Below are 18,438 nucleotides of genomic sequence, written 5' to 3'. Positions count from 1 at the left end.
TGATCCATCGGGGTAGTGGATCAACTGACAGCACAATGTCGTCGGATCCACCGCGGCGCCGCCGGCGGACCTTTCCCCTGGACTACACCTTCGATTTCCCGATGTCGGGCGGATCGCCGCGCGACATTGCGTGCGGCAGGCACACGCATGCGTCGCGCTCGGCACGCAGGCGTTTCGCGCGTCGGCATGACGATCCATATCTCATGATTGATTGCCCATCCACGTGCTCGGCGGTTCATCCCCGACGGCCGACTGGCACCGCTCGGCCTGGTGCGTCACGCCTGCACGTCGTCGTTCGGAACGAACCCGGATTGTTCGGATGGAACGAAAAGCCGCACGCTCATGTCACCGCAATCAACGGTGAAACGAATTCTCGGGCAGGTCGGCGATTCATTTTTGCAACACGACACGTTGCGATTCGGTCTGTTCTCATTCTCTTGTCCCCGTCTTCGATGCGTCCGACCCACTGAAGCGATGGCCGGCCCTCTACCGCGCCGGCGATCGCGCTCACGGCACACACAGATATGCAAGGAGCGCACCATGCTTCGCGGCGCAAGGCGGCGCGGCCGGTGAAGTGACCCCGATGCAGATCGGGCGGCGACAGAAATGCGTGAACGTTTCGAAAGTGAAACGACGGGAAACGGCGCGCGCGATCGGCGGACGGGCGCGGCGCCGGTGTTGCAGGAATGTGACGTGTGCACCGGCGAGACGTCTGCACCTGCACGACACCCGACGATCCACTTACAATCGCCCGCCCCTGGCCGCGCATGTGTGGTCGAACGCGCACGTGATCCGAGGCAACCCATCCCGGAGGCCCGCCGTGATGCCCGACTCCTCGGCGGTCCTGCATAGATCGGCATGCGTCGCCTCAACCGTGCGAGCGCCGCCGAACACGAACAGCACCGTGCCCGCCACAAGACCGACCACCACTTGCCGAGGTCAGTTCATGCCGATTGATTGCCCGATGACCGAAGGCGCCGATCATGCCGGACCCGCCGATGCCGCCGTGTATCGCTCGCCGCGCGTCGCAAGCGTCGTGCAAACACGCTAGCATGCGAACACCGTACGGAGCGCGCCCGCTTCGCCCCGTCTTCAAGGAATGGACATGCCCCTGCCCGCCCCCGGCCGCGCCGACGTCGCGCAGCGCATCTTCTCGGCCGAGCGGCTGTCGATCGGCCTGACGCTGCCGCTGCTGCGCAGCGGCCGGACCGTCGCCGATTTCAACGAGCAGCTCGAACTCGCGGCGCGGGCCGATTCGCTCGGCTTTCGCGCACTGTGGATTCGCGACGTACCGCTGAACAGCGCCGACTATCCCGACCCGGTCGGGCACCTCGATCCGTGGGTGCTGCTCGGCGCGCTCGCGTCGCGCACGCGCCGGATCGTGCTCGCCAGCGGCGCGATCGTGCTGCCGCTGCGTCATCCGCTGCATATCGCGAAAGGCGCGCTGTCGGTCGCGACGCTGTCCGGCGGGCGCTTCATCCTCGGCCTCGGCTCCGGCGACCGGCCGCCCGAATATGCGGCGTTCGGCGTCGATGCTCAAACGCGGCGCGACCGGTATCGCCGGCATTGGGACATCCTTGCGGCCGCGCTCGGCGTGCCGTCCCGCGTGCTGCCCGACGAAACACCGCCGGACGCACCCGACTTCACGCTGCTGCCGCGCGGCGATGCCGCGGTGCCGATGCTCGCGGTCGGTTCGGGCGGACAAAGCGTCGACTGGATCGCTCGGAACGCGATCGGCTGGATGACGTACCACCGCGATCCGGACACGCAGCGTTCTCGTTATTCGATGTGGCGCGCGGCCGTCGACCGGCTGGCTCAACCGGGCTTTCGCGCATTCGGCGTGTCGATGCGGCTCGATCTCGATGCGAATCGCGATGCGCCGGCCCGCGCGCTGTCGCTCGGCTACGCGACCGGACGGAATGCGTTGGTCGGCATCTTGCGGGACATGCGCGCAGCCGGCACGCACCACGTCACGCTGAATCCCGGCTCGGACCGGCCCGTGCGCGAGGTCATCGAGGAAATCGCCGAGCACGTGCTGCCGATCTTTCACGACGAGCAGGGCTGATTCATCAGGAATCCGGAGTTCGCTGCATGTAGCCGCAGTCGTGGTTTGCACCGAATCGATGTGCCGGCGAGCACGTTTCGTTCCCGACCCGCCACGTCGCAAGCGAATATTCGTCGGCGGAACTATTCGGGTCCGTTCGCGATCATGTTAACTTCCGTCCATCGTCCAGACCGGCGGGCCACTTTTCGATGTGCGCCCGCATGCCTCCCCATGCGACATTTCCTGCTCGGCTGGCTGCTCGCCGCCGTCGTATCGATCGCCCACGCGGCTACCCCTGCACCAGCCGCCCCATCGGCGGCCTCCGGCGCCGTGCCGGCATTGACGCCGCAACAGGCGCAGCAGGCCCTCTCCGTCCTGCAAAATCCACGCGAGCGCGAGCAGGTCGAAACGACGTTGCGCGCGATCGCGGCCGTCGGCGTGCTGAGCACGCCCGCGCTTCCGGCGAGCGCCGCGACACCGGCCAGCGCGGCATCCGCCGCCCCAGCCGCGCTCACGACGAACGGGCTCGCGTCGATGCTCGTCCGGCAGGGGGCACATTGGGCCGGCGAAATCGGCGCCGCGCTGAACGAATCGCTGCGCTCGCTACTCGATGTCGGCTCCGTCGGCCGCTGGTGGCACGAGCGGCTGGTGCGAACCGACGAACGCGCGGACCTCACGCGCGCGATCCTGGTCATCCTCGCCGTGCTCGTGCCCGCGTTCGTCGTCGAATGGTTCGCGAAGCGGCTCCTGCGGCGCGCGCTGGCCGCCATGGGCACGCGTCGGGCCGAATCGTCGCGTCGGGCCGAGCCCGAGCCAGCCGGGCCGGACGACGCCAGCGCCGGCGCCGACGGCACCGCCGCGCCCGATACGTCGTCGCAAGGCCGTGGCCATGCGCGGCGCCACACCACGCTGCTGCGCCGGATGCCGCGCGCGCTGGTCAGCCTCGCGCTGCGCGTGGTGCCGCTGCTGGCGTTCGTCGGCGTCGCGAGCCTGACGATGTCGGTGCTCGACGGCGCCGGCACGCCGACCGAAACCGCACTCGAATCGCTGATCGACATCTACGTGATCTGCCGCCTCGTGACGATTGTCAGCCGGCTGTTCTTCCAGCCCGATGCGCCGCAATTGCGGCTGCTGCACGTCAGCGACGCATGGGCCGCGATCGCGCAGCGCTCGATCGCGCGGATCGCGATCGTCGTCGGCGTCTGCACGGCCGCGGTCGAGATCGCCGCGAGCTTCGGCCTCAGCGACGCCGGTCACGTCGCGCTGCTGAAAGCCGTCGCGCTCGTCGGCCACTTGATGATCTCGGCGCTGATTCTCAGGTGCCGCCAGCCGGTCGCCGCCCGCATCCGCGCGGCCGGCGACGATCGGCCGGCCTTCGCGATGATCGGCAACGCGCTCGCCGACGCGTGGGCGCCCGTTTCGGTATTCGTCGTGATGGCGCTGTGGTTCGTGTGGGCGCTCGACGTCCACAACGGCTACCGCGTGCTGATCACGCTCGGCGGCCGCTCGATCGCCGCGATGATCGGCATGCGGATCGTGTCGATCGTCGTGTTCGGTGCACTCGCTAGACTGTTCCAGCGCCGCGACGACGATCGCACGCTGGTCCACCTGCACGCGTACCGCTACTACCCGCTGGTGCGCCAGATCGTGTCGGCGGTGATCGCCGTCGCGACCGTCGTGGTGCTGCTGCAGATCTGGGGCGTGCCGATCTTCCACGCCTTCCAGACCGGCACGATCGGCCATCGGCTCGCGTCGGCGCTGATCACGATCGCGATCGCGGCCGTCGTCGCGCTGATCGTATGGGAAGCCGCGAACATCGCGATCGAGCGCCGCCTGCAGCAGTGGACACACGAAGGCAACCTCGTGCGCGCGGCGCGGTTACGCACGCTGCTGCCGATGCTGCGTTCGCTGCTGTTCATCATGATCGCGCTCGTCGTCGTGCTGACGGGCCTCAGCGAAATCGGCGTGAACATCGGTCCACTGCTCGCCGGCGCCAGCATCTTCGGCGTCGCGCTCGGCTTCGGCTCGCAGAAGCTCGTGCAGGATTTCATCACCGGGATCTTCCTGCTGATGGAGAACGCGATGCAGGTGGGAGACTGGGTCACGCTCGCCGGCGTGTCCGGCACGGTCGAATACCTGTCGATCCGCACCGTGCGGCTGCGCGCGGGCGACGGGTCGCTGTACACGATCCCGTTCAGCTCCGTTACGACCGTCAACAACACGAATCGCGGGCTCGGCAACGCAGCCGTCAAGGTCAGCATCGCGTACGGCCAGGACATCGATCGCGCGATCGAGACGCTGAAGGAGATCGGCGCCGCGTTGCGCGACGATCCGAATTACAAGGACGGCATCCTGTCGGATTTCAGCTACTGGGGCATCGACCAGGTCGACGGCGCGACGATCGCGCTGGCCGGACAGATCCAGTGCAAGGACTCTGCGCGCTGGGGTGTGCAGCGCGAATTCAACCGGCGTATCGCGGTGCTGTTCCGCGAACGCGGAATCCGGATCGCGAATCCGCAGCGCAGCCTCGTCGCGTATGACGACGGTTCGCGGCCCGTGGCGCCCGAGAACGATGAGAATGGTGGCCCTACCGCCGGCACCCCGGTCGCCGAGCCGCCACCGCGTGCTGCACCGGAGCGCAAGCCGGACTGATCGTGCGGATGCCGTTGACCCGGCCACCGCGCGTCGCGCCGTGCCTGTGCTCGTGCCATCGAACGACCGATAGCCGCGCTCGACGCGCGGCGGTTTTCATCGCGCGCTGAACGCGCTTCGCCGCATTCGCCGGGGCGGCCCGCTCGCCACCCGATGCGCCGCGCGGCACATGCCAGTGTTCGCGCAGAACCCGCGTCTGATCCGCAATGGTCGCCATCAGCAGCGCGCGGCACCTTCACCGCTAAACGATCCCAATCGAGCAGTTGCAGCGTGGAACGCGGCACGAGGTGGAATACCGTCAACTGGCCGAACGGACTCATCGCGCGCAACTGGTTGTCGCCGTGCTGGTCGTTGATACGTTGTGTCATCCGGTCGCTTCGCCGCGCGATGCGATCCATCACGATGCGCCGACCCACCCCGTTCTCGAGACGCTGTCGCTGGCTGGACTGCTCGCGACGAGCCGTCGATATGATCAGGTTGACTCGCCGGACGCGCCCGACGCGCGTCGAACCCTGCGTTCCGGGACGGAAAACGGGCACGGGAGATTCGAATGATTTCTCGAATACGGTTCGTGCATTACGAATCGAATCGAGAATTATCCGAAGGACGGAGCTGCAATTGCACCCGGTTTATGGTTTGAAAATTACAAAATACCTCATGACTTTTCAAAAACATTTCATCCAATTCCATTTAACTTTGTTTCATATAATCAGAAAAAGTTTGACACCGAACTTTCGTTCTTGATACCGTCCGATGCAAGCAATCCGACGAACTGCAGACCACGCAATCGTTCCCGCTCAACGCATCTCTCGCTTCCGCCGCACCGAAGTTCTCGCCGCCGACCGTCGCTTCTTCCGTTGGCGCATGCAACATCCCGATGCATTCATTGGGCAGCTGCCGTCCGGCAGCAGGCCGAAGGACCGAACCAGATGAGCAGGATACCGAAACTTTTGCTCTAGCTCGCCTGCATCAGGCCTGCCGGCGCGGCCGGGCCGCATCGCGGCGCAGCGCCCCCGTTACCGAGCATTCCAGCATTTCGCCCCCGGAGGATCACCACCCATCCGGTCGGGCGAAAGGCCCCGTCGCGTCCGCGCCATCCGCGCGAGCGCGGCGGATATCGGCGGCGCACGATCCGCGCCGCCGTCGACCGTTGTTGTTCGTGCAGTTCGATGTTCAACCGGAGGGGTAATTCAAAATGAATCAGGTTGCAGACAAGAAACTAAAACACATCCGCATCGCCAAGCTCGCCTTCGCCGCCGCAACAGCCGCTTCGTTCGGCATGACGGCCGCCCATGCCGCACCGGCCGCCGGCTGGACGGAAACGCGCACCAAGGGGTTCCTGCCGCTCGTCCAGCAAGGTGAAAGCAGCAGTACCGCCGGTGCTCCGGCTGCCAGTACCGCCGCCGCTGCCGCGGCTGCCACCGAGATGGCGCCCGGCGAATCGGTCGACATCGTGCTCGGGCTGAACCTGCGCAACGAAGCGCAACTCGACCAGTACCTGCACGATCTGCATACACCCGGCTCGCCGCACTACAAGCAGTTCCTCACGTCGGCGCAGTTCGCCGCGCAATACGCGCCGACCGACCAGCAGGTTGCCTCCGTCGTCGCGCACCTGCGCCAGGCCGGCTTCGTCAACATCGTCGTTGCGCCGAACCGCCTGCTCGTGTCCGCGTCGGGCACCGCGGCAACGGTCAAATCGGCGTTCCGCACGACGCTCAAGCGCTTCACGCGCAACGGCCGCAACGTTTACGCGAACACCGATGCCGCGCAGGTGCCGAACGCAATCTCAGGCATCGTCGGTGCCGTGCTGGGGCTGCAGAACGTCGAGCTCATGCATACCGGCGCGGGCAGCAAACCGCAAGGCAACACCAGCAACCTGACGATTCCGGCAGGCGCATCCGCGGTGCCGCACTACCCGACGGAATTCTCGTCGCTCTATGGCGGCGACGGCACGCCGACGGCCTCGCAAACCACCGTCGGCATCATCTCCGAAGGCGACCTGTCGCAGACGGTCAGCGACCTCAATACGTTCGCCGCCAACAACGGCCTCGGCACGATCAGCAGCAGCGTCGTGCAGACGGGTCCGTCAGGTAGTTCGTACACCGATACGTCCGGCACCGTCGAATGGAACCTCGACAGCCAGTCTATCGTCGGCGCCGCCGGCGGCAGCGTGAAGCAGGTCGTGTTCTACGTGGCGCCGTCGATGTCGCTCACCGCGATTACCGCCGCGTACAACAAGGCGGTGAGCGACAACGTCGCGAAGGTCATCAACGTGTCGCTCGGCGTGTGCGAATCGTCCGCGTACAGCACCGGCTCGCAGGCGACCGACGACACCATCTTCAAGCAGGCCATCGCGCAAGGTCAGACCTTCTCCGTATCGGCCGGCGACCACGGCGCATACGAATGCGCGAGCGGCACGCCGTCGCGCTCGACCTACACGGTGAGCGAGCCAGCGACGTCGCCGTACGTGATCGCGGTCGGCGGCACGACGCTATTCACCAACACGTCGACCAACGCATACAACAGCGAAATCGTATGGAACGATCCGAGCTGGCAGCCGGGCACCGTATGGTCGACGGGCGGCGGCTACAGCAAGTACGAAGCCGCGCCGTCGTGGCAATCGTCGAGTCTCACCGGGTCGACCAAGCGCGCACTGCCGGACGTCGGTTTCGACGCCGACCTGCGCACCGGCGCGATCCTCGTGGTGAACGGCCAGACGTCCGACACGCTTTGGGGCTCGGGCTACCTGAACAACGAAGGCGGCACGAGCCTCGCCGCACCGATCTTCACCGGCATCTGGGCGCGGCTGCAATCGGCCAACAACAACGCGCTCGGATTCCCGGCGTCGAGCATCTACAAGTACTTTCCGAGCAATGCGGCGCTGGTGCACGACGTGACGTCCGGCAACAACGGCAGCGGCACGTACGGCTACAAGGCGAAGGCCGGCTGGGACGCGACGACGGGCTTCGGCAGCGTGAACATCTCGAAGCTGAACACGTTCATCCAGAGCACGTCTGATTTCGCGCGCTGATCGCGCGATGAATGGTGCGGTTTCCGGGTGCGGGTCGTTTTGCGCGCCCGGAGCCGCATCAGCGCCAGTGCGCGCACGGCCTCCGGATCGACGCTGCGCGTCGGCACACGCCGCCCGCGGTCGTCGCGGGCAAGCGAAATCACAGCTGCGATTCGATCGGAAACAAGCCCAGAAACCACACTTCCATGCGCCGCGCCGCCGATACTTCCGGTTCGTGATCGAGTTCGGTCACTTTCCCGTCCGCGTCAGTCTGAATCCACTTGAGCCGCCCCTTCCCGGCCGGGTCGGTCCTCGATTCGACTCGCCACGCGATTTGATCGAGCCGCGGCTCCAGGTCCGCGGCGACTTCCGACGCAATCGCCGCGCTCTCGCAGTAAACGCCGATCTCGGTATTGAGATTCAGCGAGCGCGGATCGAGATTCATCGAACCGATGAAGATGCTTTTGCGATCGAACACATAGGTCTTCGCATGCAGCGAAGCACGCGACGAGCCGATGATGACCTGCTTCGAAATGCTCTTGTCGCCGGATGGCCGCCGTTCGTAAAGCCTCACGCCGGCTTCCAGCAGCGCACGCCGATAGCGCCGGTAGCCGGCATGCACGGCCGCGACGTCGGTCGATGCGAGCGAGTTGGTCAGGATCGTCACGCGCACGCCGCGTGCCGTGAGCGCGTGCAGCCGTTCGACCATGTCCTTGCCCGGCACGAAGTACGGCGACACGATCAGCAGCTCCTGCTCGGGCCGCAACGCGAGTGCGCGCAGTTGCGGCATGAGGTGCCCGTCGCTGTCCTTCGGCGAGCGTGCGATCTTCGCCGGATCGTCGTACAGGACCGTCGCCTGGCCCCAGGACAGCTCGGTGCCCTGCCCGTGCACGATCTGGTCGAGCCTGTGTCGCGCCTCGAGCACGTACGGATTGTCCTCCATCGCGCGCAGGTAATCGCGCAACCGTTCGCGCTCCCGGTCGAGGCCGCCCGGCGCCGCGTCGTGCCCGACCAGCGCATCGATCGGATACGCATACGGTGAATTCCAGAACGTATCGAATTCGGTCGAGATGTCGTTCACAACGGGGCCGTGCACGACCACATCGAGATCGCCGAACTCCAGCATCGACGACGCGCCGAAATATTCGTCTCCGATATTGCGGCCGCCGACGATCGCCGCCTGGTTGTCCGCGATCATCGCCTTGTTGTGCATGCGCCGGTTGACGCGCGAGAATTCGAGCACCGTGCCGATCTTCTTGAAGTGGCGTGTGGCGACCGGATTGAAGAGCCGGATCTCGATGTTCGGATGCGAACTGATCTCGAGCAGCTTTTGGTCGTCCGCATTCGTCCCGAGATCGTCGAGCAGCGCGCGCACGCGAACCCCGCGATCGGCCGCACGGATGATCGCATCCGCGAGCTCGTGCCCGGTCAGGTCGTCGTGCCAGATGTAGTACTGAAGGTCCAGTGAGCGGTCCGCGCGATCGGCGAGCAGCACGCGCGCATCGAGTGCATCGACGGGATCGCGCAGCAGATGAAACGCGTCCTGCCCCGGATGGGCGGCGGCCTGCTGGCGGAATGCGACGCCGAGGCGCGTGGTTTCCGTATCGGTAAATGCGTGCGTTGGCGCGCGACCGGCCTGCGGCGGCAGGCTGGCGCATGCGGCAAGCATCAGCAACGACAGAATCGCACTCCACGAACGCAACGTGATCATGATGGCCGCCCCCACTGTCGGGCGAAGTCTGTTTGTGTTTGTTCTGGCTGCCGGACGGAACGCGGCGCTGCCCTGCGGTTCGCGCACTCGACGATTCTCGATCGTGCGCGCCGACCGCGCTACAGCATACTTCGATTGATATCGGGACGGCACGCTCCGCGCGTTTTCCCGGTGGCGGCAATGCGACACGCGACGCCGGCGTGAACGCATTCAACACGCTCGACACATTCAGGCAGCGCACAAAAGAAAAACCCGCGAAGCCTTGCGGCGTCGCGGGTTTCGAGACTTCTGTGCCGTTAAGCATAACTCGTCCGCCATATAAAGCATAAACGGTCCTCGCGTTATGGCATTACCGGCAACCATATTATCTCCAAAAAACCATTAGTTGACCACTCGTGCAAATATAAAGCATATCCCGTCCGCGAAAATCACCGATAAAATAGTCTAGTTTTTCGCATTAATGCGACGCAAACTCGAATACCATGAATGACAGCGCAGTATCGACGGGCCGCCAAGGTGAGAGTCGACATTTTCCCGCCAGGCCCTCATTGGTGAACAGGAGATGCTCATGACTATTTGGAGAATCGCCCCAGTGAGTGAGGAACCTGGGGTAACGTTATCGCGCTGGAGAATCATGGAAACATCGAACGGGACTCGACATTTTGTCGGTGCAGACAACCGAGATCTCACCGGACGCGTCAGCTCCGAAGTCGTTACGTTCGACCATCTAGGCTTACGTGGTGAGACTCGCTCCGGCCGAATTTATCAACTTATCGGGGAGCCTGGCTGGTCAGATAATGCGGACTATGTGTGGAAGCGCTGGTGTGCAATCAACCAAGTGGCTGCATACGTTGACGTCACCAAGCAGCTGCTTGCCGGAGCCGAGGATGACAACTCCATATGAGCGCACGAAGGCCGTCATCGATACCCGCGTGCTCCTTCAGAGGCTTGCTTCCGCCAACCATTTGGATTGCCACTGCAACGTTCAATCAGTCGCGCAACGCCTGCTCAGGCACTACCCGCTGAACATTGACCTCGAGGTTTCGGCTGCGGCGTTGCCGGGAGTCTGGGCCGCCTCAGGGCTCTAGATCGAAAAAGCGAGCGCGGCATCGTGCCGCGCTCGACAGTTTTCAGATTCGCTATTGCCGGCGTGCGGGTTTGTCAGGTTCGCTGCTCGTGAGGTGACCACTCGCCCGGTGCTCCCCGTTTGCAAAGCGAGATGCAATCACGCATAGCAAATTACGCGCTACTAAGGCAAATCAAACCATCCCCCGCCCCCCACTCGAACATCGCCCGCATGTTTGTAAAGAGTTCATAGAAGTCCTGGTCCGCAAACCTCTTCGCGCGCTCGTCCCATTCCGCGAACTCCGCCGCCAGCTTCGCCGAAGCCTTCGGACCAACCGTTCCCTCTTGCATCCACATGAAGAAATCGCTGAAAGCGACAGGACCACCCATCTTCAGGAGTTCGTTCGTGCAGCCGACCATCTCCGCCAGCTTTATGACCCAGTCACGGCAAACGCGCCAGTGAGGAAAGGAGAAGAAGAAAACTTCCGCAAACTGGTAGGTGGCGCCAACCTCCACGCCTTCGGCTAGTTGCGGGACGTCCGGATTGCCTTCCACGACCATCAGGTCCGCCGTCGCGTAATCATCGTCCGTAAGCTCCTTTAACGCGGCTTCATCAAGCTTCGTCAACCCTCTGCCAGCCCAAAACAAAACGCCCAGAACGTACTCCATAAATGTGCGGATGCCGCGCAATCGGCTATTGTTCATCCGCGTAGTCCAGTTCAGCTGCTGCGACGGTAGATCGAGCAGAGTTATCGCCTCGATTTGTCGAATCGGGCATAGGACGTATAGTGTCGATCGAAGCGGATGACGCGACAAAAAATGCCCCTTAGATAGATGGAGTTTCCTCGAATGGCAAAAACAAGCGATAACCCAAGGGAGTTTTTGATTTAAAAATAACTGCCCGACAAATAAGCCTGTTTTCCGTCTCAGCCCCGCGAACACCAATGGATGTAAGTGACCTCGTGCGCTCCCAACCCGCTCGATGTCAGATTAAAAGGGCTGGATCATGCGGCAGGTCCGCTCCGCTCATGGCCTACAAATATGCGGCGCGCACGCTGTACTTGGGCTGCATGGCCCACAAATGTGGGGAGGCAAAATCGCCTCCCGCCGGATGACCGTGAGCTTTGACTGGATACGGATATGGGTACGCAACACCTGCCCGGCACGCCCGTGGCACAAGGCGTAACCGAATCTAATCGAATACGGTTTGGAACCCAGTCGAGATGCGCGGTCTCGTTTCCACCTGCACGTCAATAGGCTCTCAGCAAGATTAGCTTGGCGACCCAGACGAAATCTGGCCCCTCCTGCGTCGAAATTCTGCCGCGTGGGTTCTTTGGCTTTCGGTTCTCACCGATGCCAGCATGGGTGCAAAAGCCGATCTGCTCAATTTTGAGCAAATCATGCCCCTTCGGCGAACCTACACTCATATGCAGGCAACGCACGCCTGTGCGAGCAGCCGACCGGCTGGACTCGCATCCCAACGAACCCGAAAAATGAACAACTTTGGCGACAATGTGCATGCCGTAGGTAGTTTTGATTTTTTGGCGCGATTCTGGCGCAAGCGGAAGATGCCGAAAGGGCTCCCGTTCCACGTCTGTGCGCTGACATGTCCGATGGACGCCTCGGCCCTGGCCAGCCTGCCGCGGGACTTCTCGCCGGCGATAATGACTTTCGAGAGCCTGCAGCTTGGCTCGCATCCTGTCATTGACATGACACTGTCCATCGGCGACCTGGAGATTCACTGGCTTGCCAATGCGAAAACCCCAGATGTTTGGATGTACATCGCCCACTGGGAGGACTGGAAGGTCGTGCCGATTGTGGTCGGCGTCGAACAGGGTACTGACTGGGTCTACCGGCTCTATCTGCCAGAGATGCCGAATATCGCTCTGAATGCCGGAGAACTGATAGACACGCATTACGTTTGGGGAGACATGGAGCCGTGGCTCAGTATGGTGGAGCACGTCAAGAGCCATCGGGCTGCATACCCGCTCCTGTCTGCTCGCGTGCCACCATTGCCACGGCCCGATGGGTTTCGTGCAAAGTTCGTCTTATCCCCCACAGACATTTGAGTTGAAGCTGGAACAGCGCAGCGCTGAGCATCTTGCCCGGCGCCGTAGCCCTTTCACTGAGCTATGCCCTGACCTAACCACACCGACCACATTCGACGAATATGATTTATTTTACGGAAGAGCAGATAGCTAACAGAGAACTCCGAAACGCCGCATACCACGAAGCGGGCCACAAGATGCTCTACGAGCGCTTCGGCGGCGCTGGCGACGCAGTCGTGTGGAAAAACGAGAGTGGTAATCCAGAGGAGAGCGCGTGGCTTGGCCAGTTCCGTCCCCGCACCTGCCCGGAGGTGATGCGCAAAACAGCGTTGAACCATGGGTTTCCCGCTCCCGAGCTACCTGCGAACTGGAAGGTCCTCGTCGGCATGGCTGGCCTGTTGGCCGAAGAAATCCTGAGTGGCGAGACGGATGATACCGGCGCTATGGCGGACTCCTTGGCCCTCAAAATTTCCTTTGGAGAGGCATCGGCCTCCGACCTCGCGCTCATGGGCGTGACGGACATCGATAGTTGTGAACTGAGCTATGAGGTGGTCGACGAAGCCGTGAGGATGCTGCGCGAGGGATGGCCCGTCGTGCAGGAAGAAGCCGAGTATCTAATAAAGTTCGCTGCAAACTGAACCGGCGCACTGTGGAATGGTATGAGACATTCCCTTGTCGCGAAAATCACAGAACAGCAATTGAGCGAACTTGGCAGTCGCTATCCGGACATCTGGCGCCGGATGGCAAAAGAACTCTCGAAACGCTTGATCGAGCGCAACCAGTTCGTGAACGCGAAGCGCGACAAAATCCGCGTTTTCGTGATTTCGAGCGCTGAGGCGGTTGGCGTCGGGCACTTGCTCCAATCCATGTTCGCACACGACAAGTTCCTGACCGTGCCGTGGAACCAGGGTGTGTTCAAGGTCGCAAACTATACGCTAGACGATATCGAACGTGAGCTGGATCAGTGCGATTTTGCGGAGGCGATCACAGCTCCAGCGAGCGAAGCATGACGCGGTTTCATCAGCGTCCGCGCATGTACACCTGCGGACTACTCCCCATCTCGAGGCGAAATGCGTAAACAAAGGCGGACGTTGAGCCATATCCCAACTCCATTGCCGTGCGCGTAACGCCCAGCCCGCCGCCCAGCAACTCGATCGCCCTGAACAAGCGCATACGTCTCCGCCAAGAACGCAAACTCATGCCTGTTTCGGTTGCGAAGCGACGAGCCAAAGTTCGCGTCGACATGCCTAAAATGCTGCTCCACTCCTCAGGTCCTCGAGGGTCCGCCGGATCGGCGTAGAGTGCCTCGCAGATGCTTGACAGCGCCCGAGCTCGCGGCCAAGGAAGCGCTGCGGAAATAGGACGAGCACGGTGCAACTGATCGAAAATTAGACGAGTGACGCGGCCCACATATCCGTCGTCATCTGGCATTGCGCTTATCTCAGCAGCCTCAATAACAAGCGCCTTGAGCAATGGCGAGACACCGAATACGGTCGGCCCGGCCACGTTCCCGCCGTCGTCCATATCTTCTGCGATCCAGAGACTCCGAAATTCTGCGCCCAATAACGATCCGACGCTGTGACGCGCACCGACCGGCAGCCACACCGCTTGCTCTGACGAAATGACGAAAGACCTGCCTTCGGCGATCACCGTCAAAACTCCCGAGATCGCATAGACCACCTGATTCCACCGATGAGCATGCTCAGGGAAGTAGTGGCGGGCCGGAATGAACTGCGCGCGCACGGCGAGCGGCCTAGGCGGCGAAAGCCCTGCCGGGGCCTCGATTGGCTTCCATGTCATCGTTCTCTCCAATTGGCGAATATTCTATACAGTATGTCGATTCATCGAAATACGGCCACGTAGGAAATTGATCTAATGACGGGATGGTCAGCCCGCCCGCTCAACGAAATTGGCGATCGCCTCCCACCGAAGGCTCACGATCTCCGCTGGAGTTCGCTTCTCGTTTCGCTATTGCGAAGCGGCGAAGCGGCAAAAGCACGCGCGCTTCTTGACGAGATTACACCGGCGCCGGTCGCCGCGAGACTCGCGATGGATGAGGCAAATTGAAGCTGCTGGAGTGAGGTCGGCAGGTCTTGACTGCCCTTGAGCGAATACCCCGCCGAGTCAAATAAAGATGTGTCGCCTCGGTGGTCCGGGCCACTTGTGATCCTTCGACGGGGCACTGTCGAAGAACGATTCTTATGTTGGGGCCGTTCAAACCGGTTAGCGTCTCGTTCGTCGACCTCCAGAACGCGCCAGAAAGGGATGTGAAATGAATTCGAGCATAACGGTGAGGAGAAACGGGCTTCAACGGCTACTCGTTAACGTGCCAGGCCCGGTCGCCACAATCTCAATCGCTCAGCTTTTTGGCACTGCACTGTGGTTCAGCGCCAACAGTACAGCGGGTGATCTGATGCGCATCTGGCACGCGAGCGCCGCCGATATTGGCTGGTTGACTAATGCCGTGCAGCTTGGCTTCATCCTTGGCACACTTACGATCTCGTTAAGCGGTGCGGCCGATCGCTGCCGCGCGAGCACAATCTTCGTTTATGCCGCGATCGTCGGGGCGACGTTCAATGTTTGTTTCGCGTGGCTCGCCACTGGACTGGTTAGTGGCGCCATCTTCCGATTCGGTGTCGGCCTGTGCCTCGCAGGGATCTACCCGATGGGAATGAAGTTAATCGTCGGCTGGGCGCCAGAGCGGACGGGACAAGCGCTCGCACAGCTTGTCGCGATGCTGACCCTTGGCACGGCGCTTCCGCACGCCATGCGCGTCATGGGCGCGGGCGTCCGTTGGCAGCTAATCATCACTGCCTCGTCAGTGCTGGCACTGATCGGCGCGGCGCTGATCGGCGCACTGGGAGACGGACCGCACGCTCGGACTAGAAGCCAAACCACGATTGCAACGCGAACCACAAAAGCTCTGTCGCCATCTGTTCTCTGCGCTTTCCGGCTGCGTCCGTTTCGTGCGGCAACTCTCGGCTACTTCGGTCACATGTGGGAACTCTATTCATTCTGGACCGCCGTACCGCTGCTGGTTGCTCATACTTCGCTAGCGTCGCATTTCCCTGGACTGGGTGTTTCGGGCATTTCGTTCTGTGTGATCGGTGTTGGCGCGGTTGGCTCCCTCACTGGCGGCGTGTTGTCCCGGTATATCGGTAGCGCGAAAGTCGCCGCGGGAGCACTATGCATGTCAGGGCTTTGCGGGTTGATGTTTGCGATCGGTTGGCGCTATCTCCCGATGGAGGCCATTGCGGTCCTGCTTATTCTCTGGGGGGCATCTGTCGTTGCGGACTCTCCGCAATTCTCAGCCCTCGCTGCCAAAGCTTGTCCGCCCGGTCTAGTGGGAAGCGCGTTGGCCATCCAAAATTCCATTGGCTTTGCGATCACGGTTCTATCGATCGCCGCGACGACCTCCTTATTCGAACTCGTCGGCCTCGACGCCACATGGCTCTTGATACCGGGACCAGTGCTCGGTCTGTTCGGCTTCATATCGACCTCTCAAAGCGATGCTTCGCGACGTTCATCGAAGTGACTCGATAGCAGCTCGGCTGACGTCGTCTACATCCGCTAGGTGGGGGCCGTTTGACGGGCCGGCAATCAAGAGCACCCGTAACGTTCTTCCAAGCGAAGCAACAAAACGCCGACACGGTCCAATGGCCCCGAAAGCTTTGTCTGTCCGACTATTCGACATTGTGCATATATGAACGGACACGTTGGGGGATGACCGCCACTTCAGCCGGCTTCGCCGGCGAATTGCGGAGCCCCCACCGCTTCTTGCAGCGCCATTTCCCATGGTGGGATCGCTCCGATCTCCTCGACGAGGAAGTCGATGAAGCTGCGCACCAACGCGTTCGAATATTTCGAGCGATAGTACATCGCGTACAAAGTGTGCTCTGTCGCCGAACGATACTCCGGCACAACCGTGCGTAGTGCGCCCCGAACGATATCGGCCGCCACGAGATATGTTGGCAGACACGCGACACCGTGACCTCGCAGCGCGGCCTCATACAATGCGAGGCTCGAATTCGAGTCAAGCGCGGTCTTTACCGCAATCTGCTGCGCTTCGTTCTTCCCGCAGAATGTCCACGACCCATTCGTAGTCGTACCCGGATAGACCAAGCACCTGTGGTCCGCGATGTCGACGGGCTTGCGTATCGGCGCATGGGAGTCGAGATAGTCGGGCGCGGCGCAGTACATCCAGTGTATCGTCGCGAGCTTCCGGGCGGCGTAATTGGCGTCGGTCCTGCTGGTGATCCGGATCGCCAAGTCGAAATTTTCTTCTACGAGATTCGTCAGCCGGTCGTCCAACGTAATCGATGCGCTAACCGCCGGATGCCGGTCCAGGTACCGACCCATGATCGGCGTAAGCTGCTTCGACCCGAACGCAATGGAGCACGTTAACCTGAGGTTTCCTTGCAGTGTCTTCAGTTGACGGGCCGCATCAAGCGTACTTTCGAGATCGGCGAGAATGTCGTTGGCCCGTTCGAATATGATTCGGCCGCTATCCGTCAACGTCAGGCTTCGAGTCGTCCGCTTGACAAGCAACACGCCCAGCTGATCTTCGAGTTGCGCCAAGCTCTTACTGACAGCCGAAGGAGATAGATTCAATTCACGAGCGGCGGCGGATAGGCTACCCAGCTCGGCTATCCGGACAAAGATGGTGATCTGCGTAAGCGACGCGAAACTCTTCATAACGTAACCGAGACGTTATCGAACAACATACGGCCAACGGGCGTAGCTTGATTGAGCCGCGCCCGAGAGGAGGACCACGGAAAACGTGGTTTGAATGAATCGGCATGCGTCGCATTCTAGGCGCCGCATGCCGGTGGATCACGGCATATTTTCTATCCCAACGGACAAGGAAAACTTTACCGTGCATGTGACCTGAAGTCATAGGGTGTGGATCGTCTTCAGCACGAGTGAGTTTTTCTTTTAGAGCCCGATACTTTATCTCGTTTGCCGGAAGACGCAAATCGGCGAACAATTCGCTGCAGCAAGAATCAGCATCACTGGACACTGACGCAAGACATTTGTTCGCTCGCCGGATCGGGGCGACATCCCCTCCTCCAGTGTGCTGACTTCACCGGCATCCGTGCAGATGCATAGCAATGCGATCCCGGGAACCTCGATCACCCAACGCGTAATCAGGAGCAACTAAATGGTTTATCTGCAGATCATCCTAAAGATTGCTAACGCCAACCGTGCCGCCGCCGCGGGTATCTACGAGAAATACAAGGCACCGTTCCTCCACACAGTCACCGGCGCGAAGTCAAAGGAATTGCTGGTGCGCGATGAAGACGTGCAAGTGCTGCACGGTTTCGATAGCGCACAAAACGCAAACGCCTATTTGCAGAGCGAATTGTTTACTGCGGACGTGGTCGACAGCCTCAAGCCACTGCTGGACGCCGCGCCGGATGTGCGCATCTATCAAGCCCTCTAACCCTCTCTAACCCTACATAGTCCGGTGCCGACTGGCGCCAGGCATTCAGTCACTCTTCGAGGAGATATCAACATGATGCAAGATTGGAATAACTACCGCGCCTCCTTGCAAGCGCGCGTCGGCGACTACGCCGAACTTAGCCCCGACGTTATGAAGGGCCTCGCTGTCATCCAAAACTCACCTGTAAAGAATGGCACGCTCGGACCAAAGATTCACGAACTGATCTCGTTGGCTGTGGCTGTTACCACGCGCTGCGACGGCTGCATATCCGTACATACGAAGAAGGCAGTTGAACATGGCGCGACGCGAGAAGAGATCGCGGAAGCGTTGAGCGTTGCCATCGCAATGAACGCAGGACCGGCCTTGGTCTACTCAGCGCGCGTACTCGAAGCTCACACGCAACTGTCCAACGCGTAAGCGCCTCATCGACGCGGCCGGCTTTCGGCGTTTCAGCTGGTTGGCCGC

15 protein-coding genes and 1 pseudogene are annotated in these 18,438 nt (G+C 61.7%); 12 read left to right on the top strand and 4 right to left on the bottom strand.

The genetic code is table 11. The features are described from left to right. The first annotated feature begins 1,105 nt into the window (after nt 1-1,105). The 4 genes from DIE08_RS27735 to DIE08_RS27720 all read left to right on the top strand — a co-directional run bounded on the left by DIE08_RS27735 (nt 1,106) and on the right by DIE08_RS27720 (nt 7,727). On the top strand, nt 1,106-2,065 hold the full coding sequence (locus DIE08_RS27735) for an LLM class oxidoreductase (protein ID WP_124904723.1): 960 nt from the start codon (nt 1,106-1,108) through the stop codon (nt 2,063-2,065). A 210-nt stretch (nt 2,066-2,275) separates the two neighbouring features. After that, nucleotides 2,276-4,696 carry a mechanosensitive ion channel family protein gene (locus tag DIE08_RS27730; protein ID WP_124621179.1) on the top strand — a complete coding sequence of 807 codons (2,421 nt, stop codon included), beginning with the start codon at nt 2,276-2,278 and terminating at the stop codon, nt 4,694-4,696. Between the two features lie 287 nt (nt 4,697-4,983). After that, nucleotides 4,984-5,250, top strand: a complete 267-nt coding sequence (locus DIE08_RS27725; RefSeq protein ID WP_124904721.1) for a hypothetical protein — start codon at nt 4,984-4,986, stop codon at nt 5,248-5,250. A 641-nt stretch (nt 5,251-5,891) separates the two neighbouring features. Then, nucleotides 5,892-7,727: a protease pro-enzyme activation domain-containing protein gene (locus DIE08_RS27720; RefSeq protein ID WP_124904719.1), complete on the top strand. Its 1,836-nt coding sequence runs from the start codon at nt 5,892-5,894 to the stop codon at nt 7,725-7,727. 139 nt (nt 7,728-7,866) lie between these two features. Here DIE08_RS27720 and DIE08_RS27715 read toward each other — a convergent pair whose 3' ends face one another. Next, entirely contained in the window at nt 7,867-9,417 is a 1,551-nt protein-coding gene (locus DIE08_RS27715) for a phospholipase D family protein (RefSeq protein ID WP_124904717.1), read from the bottom strand. A gap of 634 nt (nt 9,418-10,051) precedes the next feature. On the opposite strand from DIE08_RS27715, the gene DIE08_RS27705 reads away from it, so the two are divergent. Together DIE08_RS27705 and DIE08_RS36580 are read left to right on the top strand one after the other, a co-directional pair. Continuing rightward, nucleotides 10,052-10,321 (top strand): hypothetical protein, encoded by a 270-nt coding sequence (locus DIE08_RS27705; RefSeq protein ID WP_241020688.1) that lies wholly within the window; start codon nt 10,052-10,054, stop codon nt 10,319-10,321. Continuing rightward, nucleotides 10,215-10,505, top strand: coding sequence for a BPSL0761 family protein (locus tag DIE08_RS36580; RefSeq protein ID WP_311768954.1), 291 nt, complete (start codon nt 10,215-10,217; stop codon nt 10,503-10,505). The genes DIE08_RS27705 and DIE08_RS36580 overlap by 107 nt, the downstream gene beginning before the upstream one ends. Before the next feature lie 151 nt (nt 10,506-10,656). Here DIE08_RS36580 and DIE08_RS27695 read toward each other — a convergent pair whose 3' ends face one another. Next, nucleotides 10,657-11,187: a hypothetical protein gene (locus DIE08_RS27695; RefSeq protein ID WP_124904713.1), complete on the bottom strand. Its 531-nt coding sequence runs from the start codon at nt 11,185-11,187 to the stop codon at nt 10,657-10,659. A gap of 656 nt (nt 11,188-11,843) precedes the next feature. Here DIE08_RS27695 and DIE08_RS27690 point away from each other — a divergent pair. The 3 genes and pseudogenes from DIE08_RS27690 to pycTIR form a co-directional block, all read left to right on the top strand. After that, entirely contained in the window at nt 11,844-12,551 is a 708-nt protein-coding gene (locus DIE08_RS27690) for a hypothetical protein (RefSeq protein ID WP_124904711.1), read from the top strand. Between the two features lie 176 nt (nt 12,552-12,727). After that, complete coding sequence (locus DIE08_RS27685) at nt 12,728-13,168, top strand: hypothetical protein (RefSeq protein WP_124904709.1); 441 nt, start codon at nt 12,728-12,730, stop codon at nt 13,166-13,168. Between the two features lie 30 nt (nt 13,169-13,198). After that, nucleotides 13,199-13,516 (top strand): annotated as a pseudogene (gene pycTIR / locus DIE08_RS27680) (Pycsar phage resistance system effector protein PycTIR); the annotation flags it as partial. Nucleotides 13,517-13,550: 34 nt separating this feature from the next. Here the strand turns inward: pycTIR and DIE08_RS27675 are convergent. Further along, a complete protein-coding gene (locus DIE08_RS27675) occupies nt 13,551-14,330 on the bottom strand; it encodes a helix-turn-helix domain-containing protein (RefSeq protein ID WP_124904705.1) in 780 nt (259 codons plus the stop codon). A gap of 472 nt (nt 14,331-14,802) precedes the next feature. On the opposite strand from DIE08_RS27675, the gene DIE08_RS27670 reads away from it, so the two are divergent. Beyond that, nucleotides 14,803-16,065: an MFS transporter gene (locus DIE08_RS27670; protein ID WP_124904703.1), complete on the top strand. Its 1,263-nt coding sequence runs from the start codon at nt 14,803-14,805 to the stop codon at nt 16,063-16,065. Between the two features lie 200 nt (nt 16,066-16,265). Here DIE08_RS27670 and DIE08_RS27665 read toward each other — a convergent pair whose 3' ends face one another. Continuing rightward, on the bottom strand, nt 16,266-17,225 hold the full coding sequence (locus tag DIE08_RS27665) for a LysR family transcriptional regulator (RefSeq protein ID WP_124904701.1): 960 nt from the start codon (nt 17,223-17,225) through the stop codon (nt 16,266-16,268). A gap of 466 nt (nt 17,226-17,691) precedes the next feature. Between DIE08_RS27665 and DIE08_RS27660 the strand changes: the two genes are divergently transcribed. Together DIE08_RS27660 and DIE08_RS27655 are read left to right on the top strand one after the other, a co-directional pair. Beyond that, nucleotides 17,692-17,973 (top strand): hypothetical protein, encoded by a 282-nt coding sequence (locus DIE08_RS27660; RefSeq protein ID WP_124904699.1) that lies wholly within the window; start codon nt 17,692-17,694, stop codon nt 17,971-17,973. 72 nt (nt 17,974-18,045) lie between these two features. After that, a complete protein-coding gene (locus tag DIE08_RS27655) occupies nt 18,046-18,390 on the top strand; it encodes a carboxymuconolactone decarboxylase family protein (RefSeq protein ID WP_124904697.1) in 345 nt (114 codons plus the stop codon). The last annotated feature ends 48 nt before the right edge of the window (nt 18,391-18,438 follow it).

This window comes from Burkholderia sp. Bp9004 (genome assembly GCF_003858025.1).
GTDB classification, from domain to species: domain Bacteria; phylum Pseudomonadota; class Gammaproteobacteria; order Burkholderiales; family Burkholderiaceae; genus Burkholderia; species Burkholderia diffusa.
Note: the sequence above shows the minus strand (reverse complement) of the source record. Positions and strands in the feature narration are given on the sequence as shown.

Bases quoted from the DNA above. Each gene is read 5' to 3' on its own strand.
- DIE08_RS27715 (WP_124904717.1), bottom strand. From the start codon at position 9,417: ATGATCACGTTGCGTTCGTGGAGTGCGATTCTGTCGTTGCTGATGCTT.
- DIE08_RS27735 (WP_124904723.1), top strand. From the start codon at position 1,106: ATGCCCCTGCCCGCCCCCGGCCGCGCCGACGTCGCGCAGCGCATCTTC.
- DIE08_RS27720 (WP_124904719.1), top strand. From the start codon at position 5,892: ATGAATCAGGTTGCAGACAAGAAACTAAAACACATCCGCATCGCCAAG.
- DIE08_RS27670 (WP_124904703.1), top strand. From the start codon at position 14,803: ATGAATTCGAGCATAACGGTGAGGAGAAACGGGCTTCAACGGCTACTC.
- DIE08_RS27675 (WP_124904705.1), bottom strand. From the start codon at position 14,330: ATGACATGGAAGCCAATCGAGGCCCCGGCAGGGCTTTCGCCGCCTAGG.
- DIE08_RS27665 (WP_124904701.1), bottom strand. From the start codon at position 17,225: ATGAAGAGTTTCGCGTCGCTTACGCAGATCACCATCTTTGTCCGGATA.
- DIE08_RS27690 (WP_124904711.1), top strand. From the start codon at position 11,844: ATGGGTGCAAAAGCCGATCTGCTCAATTTTGAGCAAATCATGCCCCTT.
- DIE08_RS27695 (WP_124904713.1), bottom strand. From the start codon at position 11,187: ATGAACAATAGCCGATTGCGCGGCATCCGCACATTTATGGAGTACGTT.
- DIE08_RS27685 (WP_124904709.1), top strand. From the start codon at position 12,728: ATGCTCTACGAGCGCTTCGGCGGCGCTGGCGACGCAGTCGTGTGGAAA.
- DIE08_RS27655 (WP_124904697.1), top strand. From the start codon at position 18,046: ATGATGCAAGATTGGAATAACTACCGCGCCTCCTTGCAAGCGCGCGTC.
- DIE08_RS36580 (WP_311768954.1), top strand. From the start codon at position 10,215: ATGCGGACTATGTGTGGAAGCGCTGGTGTGCAATCAACCAAGTGGCTG.
- DIE08_RS27705 (WP_241020688.1), top strand. From the start codon at position 10,052: ATGGAAACATCGAACGGGACTCGACATTTTGTCGGTGCAGACAACCGA.
- DIE08_RS27730 (WP_124621179.1), top strand. From the start codon at position 2,276: ATGCGACATTTCCTGCTCGGCTGGCTGCTCGCCGCCGTCGTATCGATC.
- DIE08_RS27660 (WP_124904699.1), top strand. From the start codon at position 17,692: ATGGTTTATCTGCAGATCATCCTAAAGATTGCTAACGCCAACCGTGCC.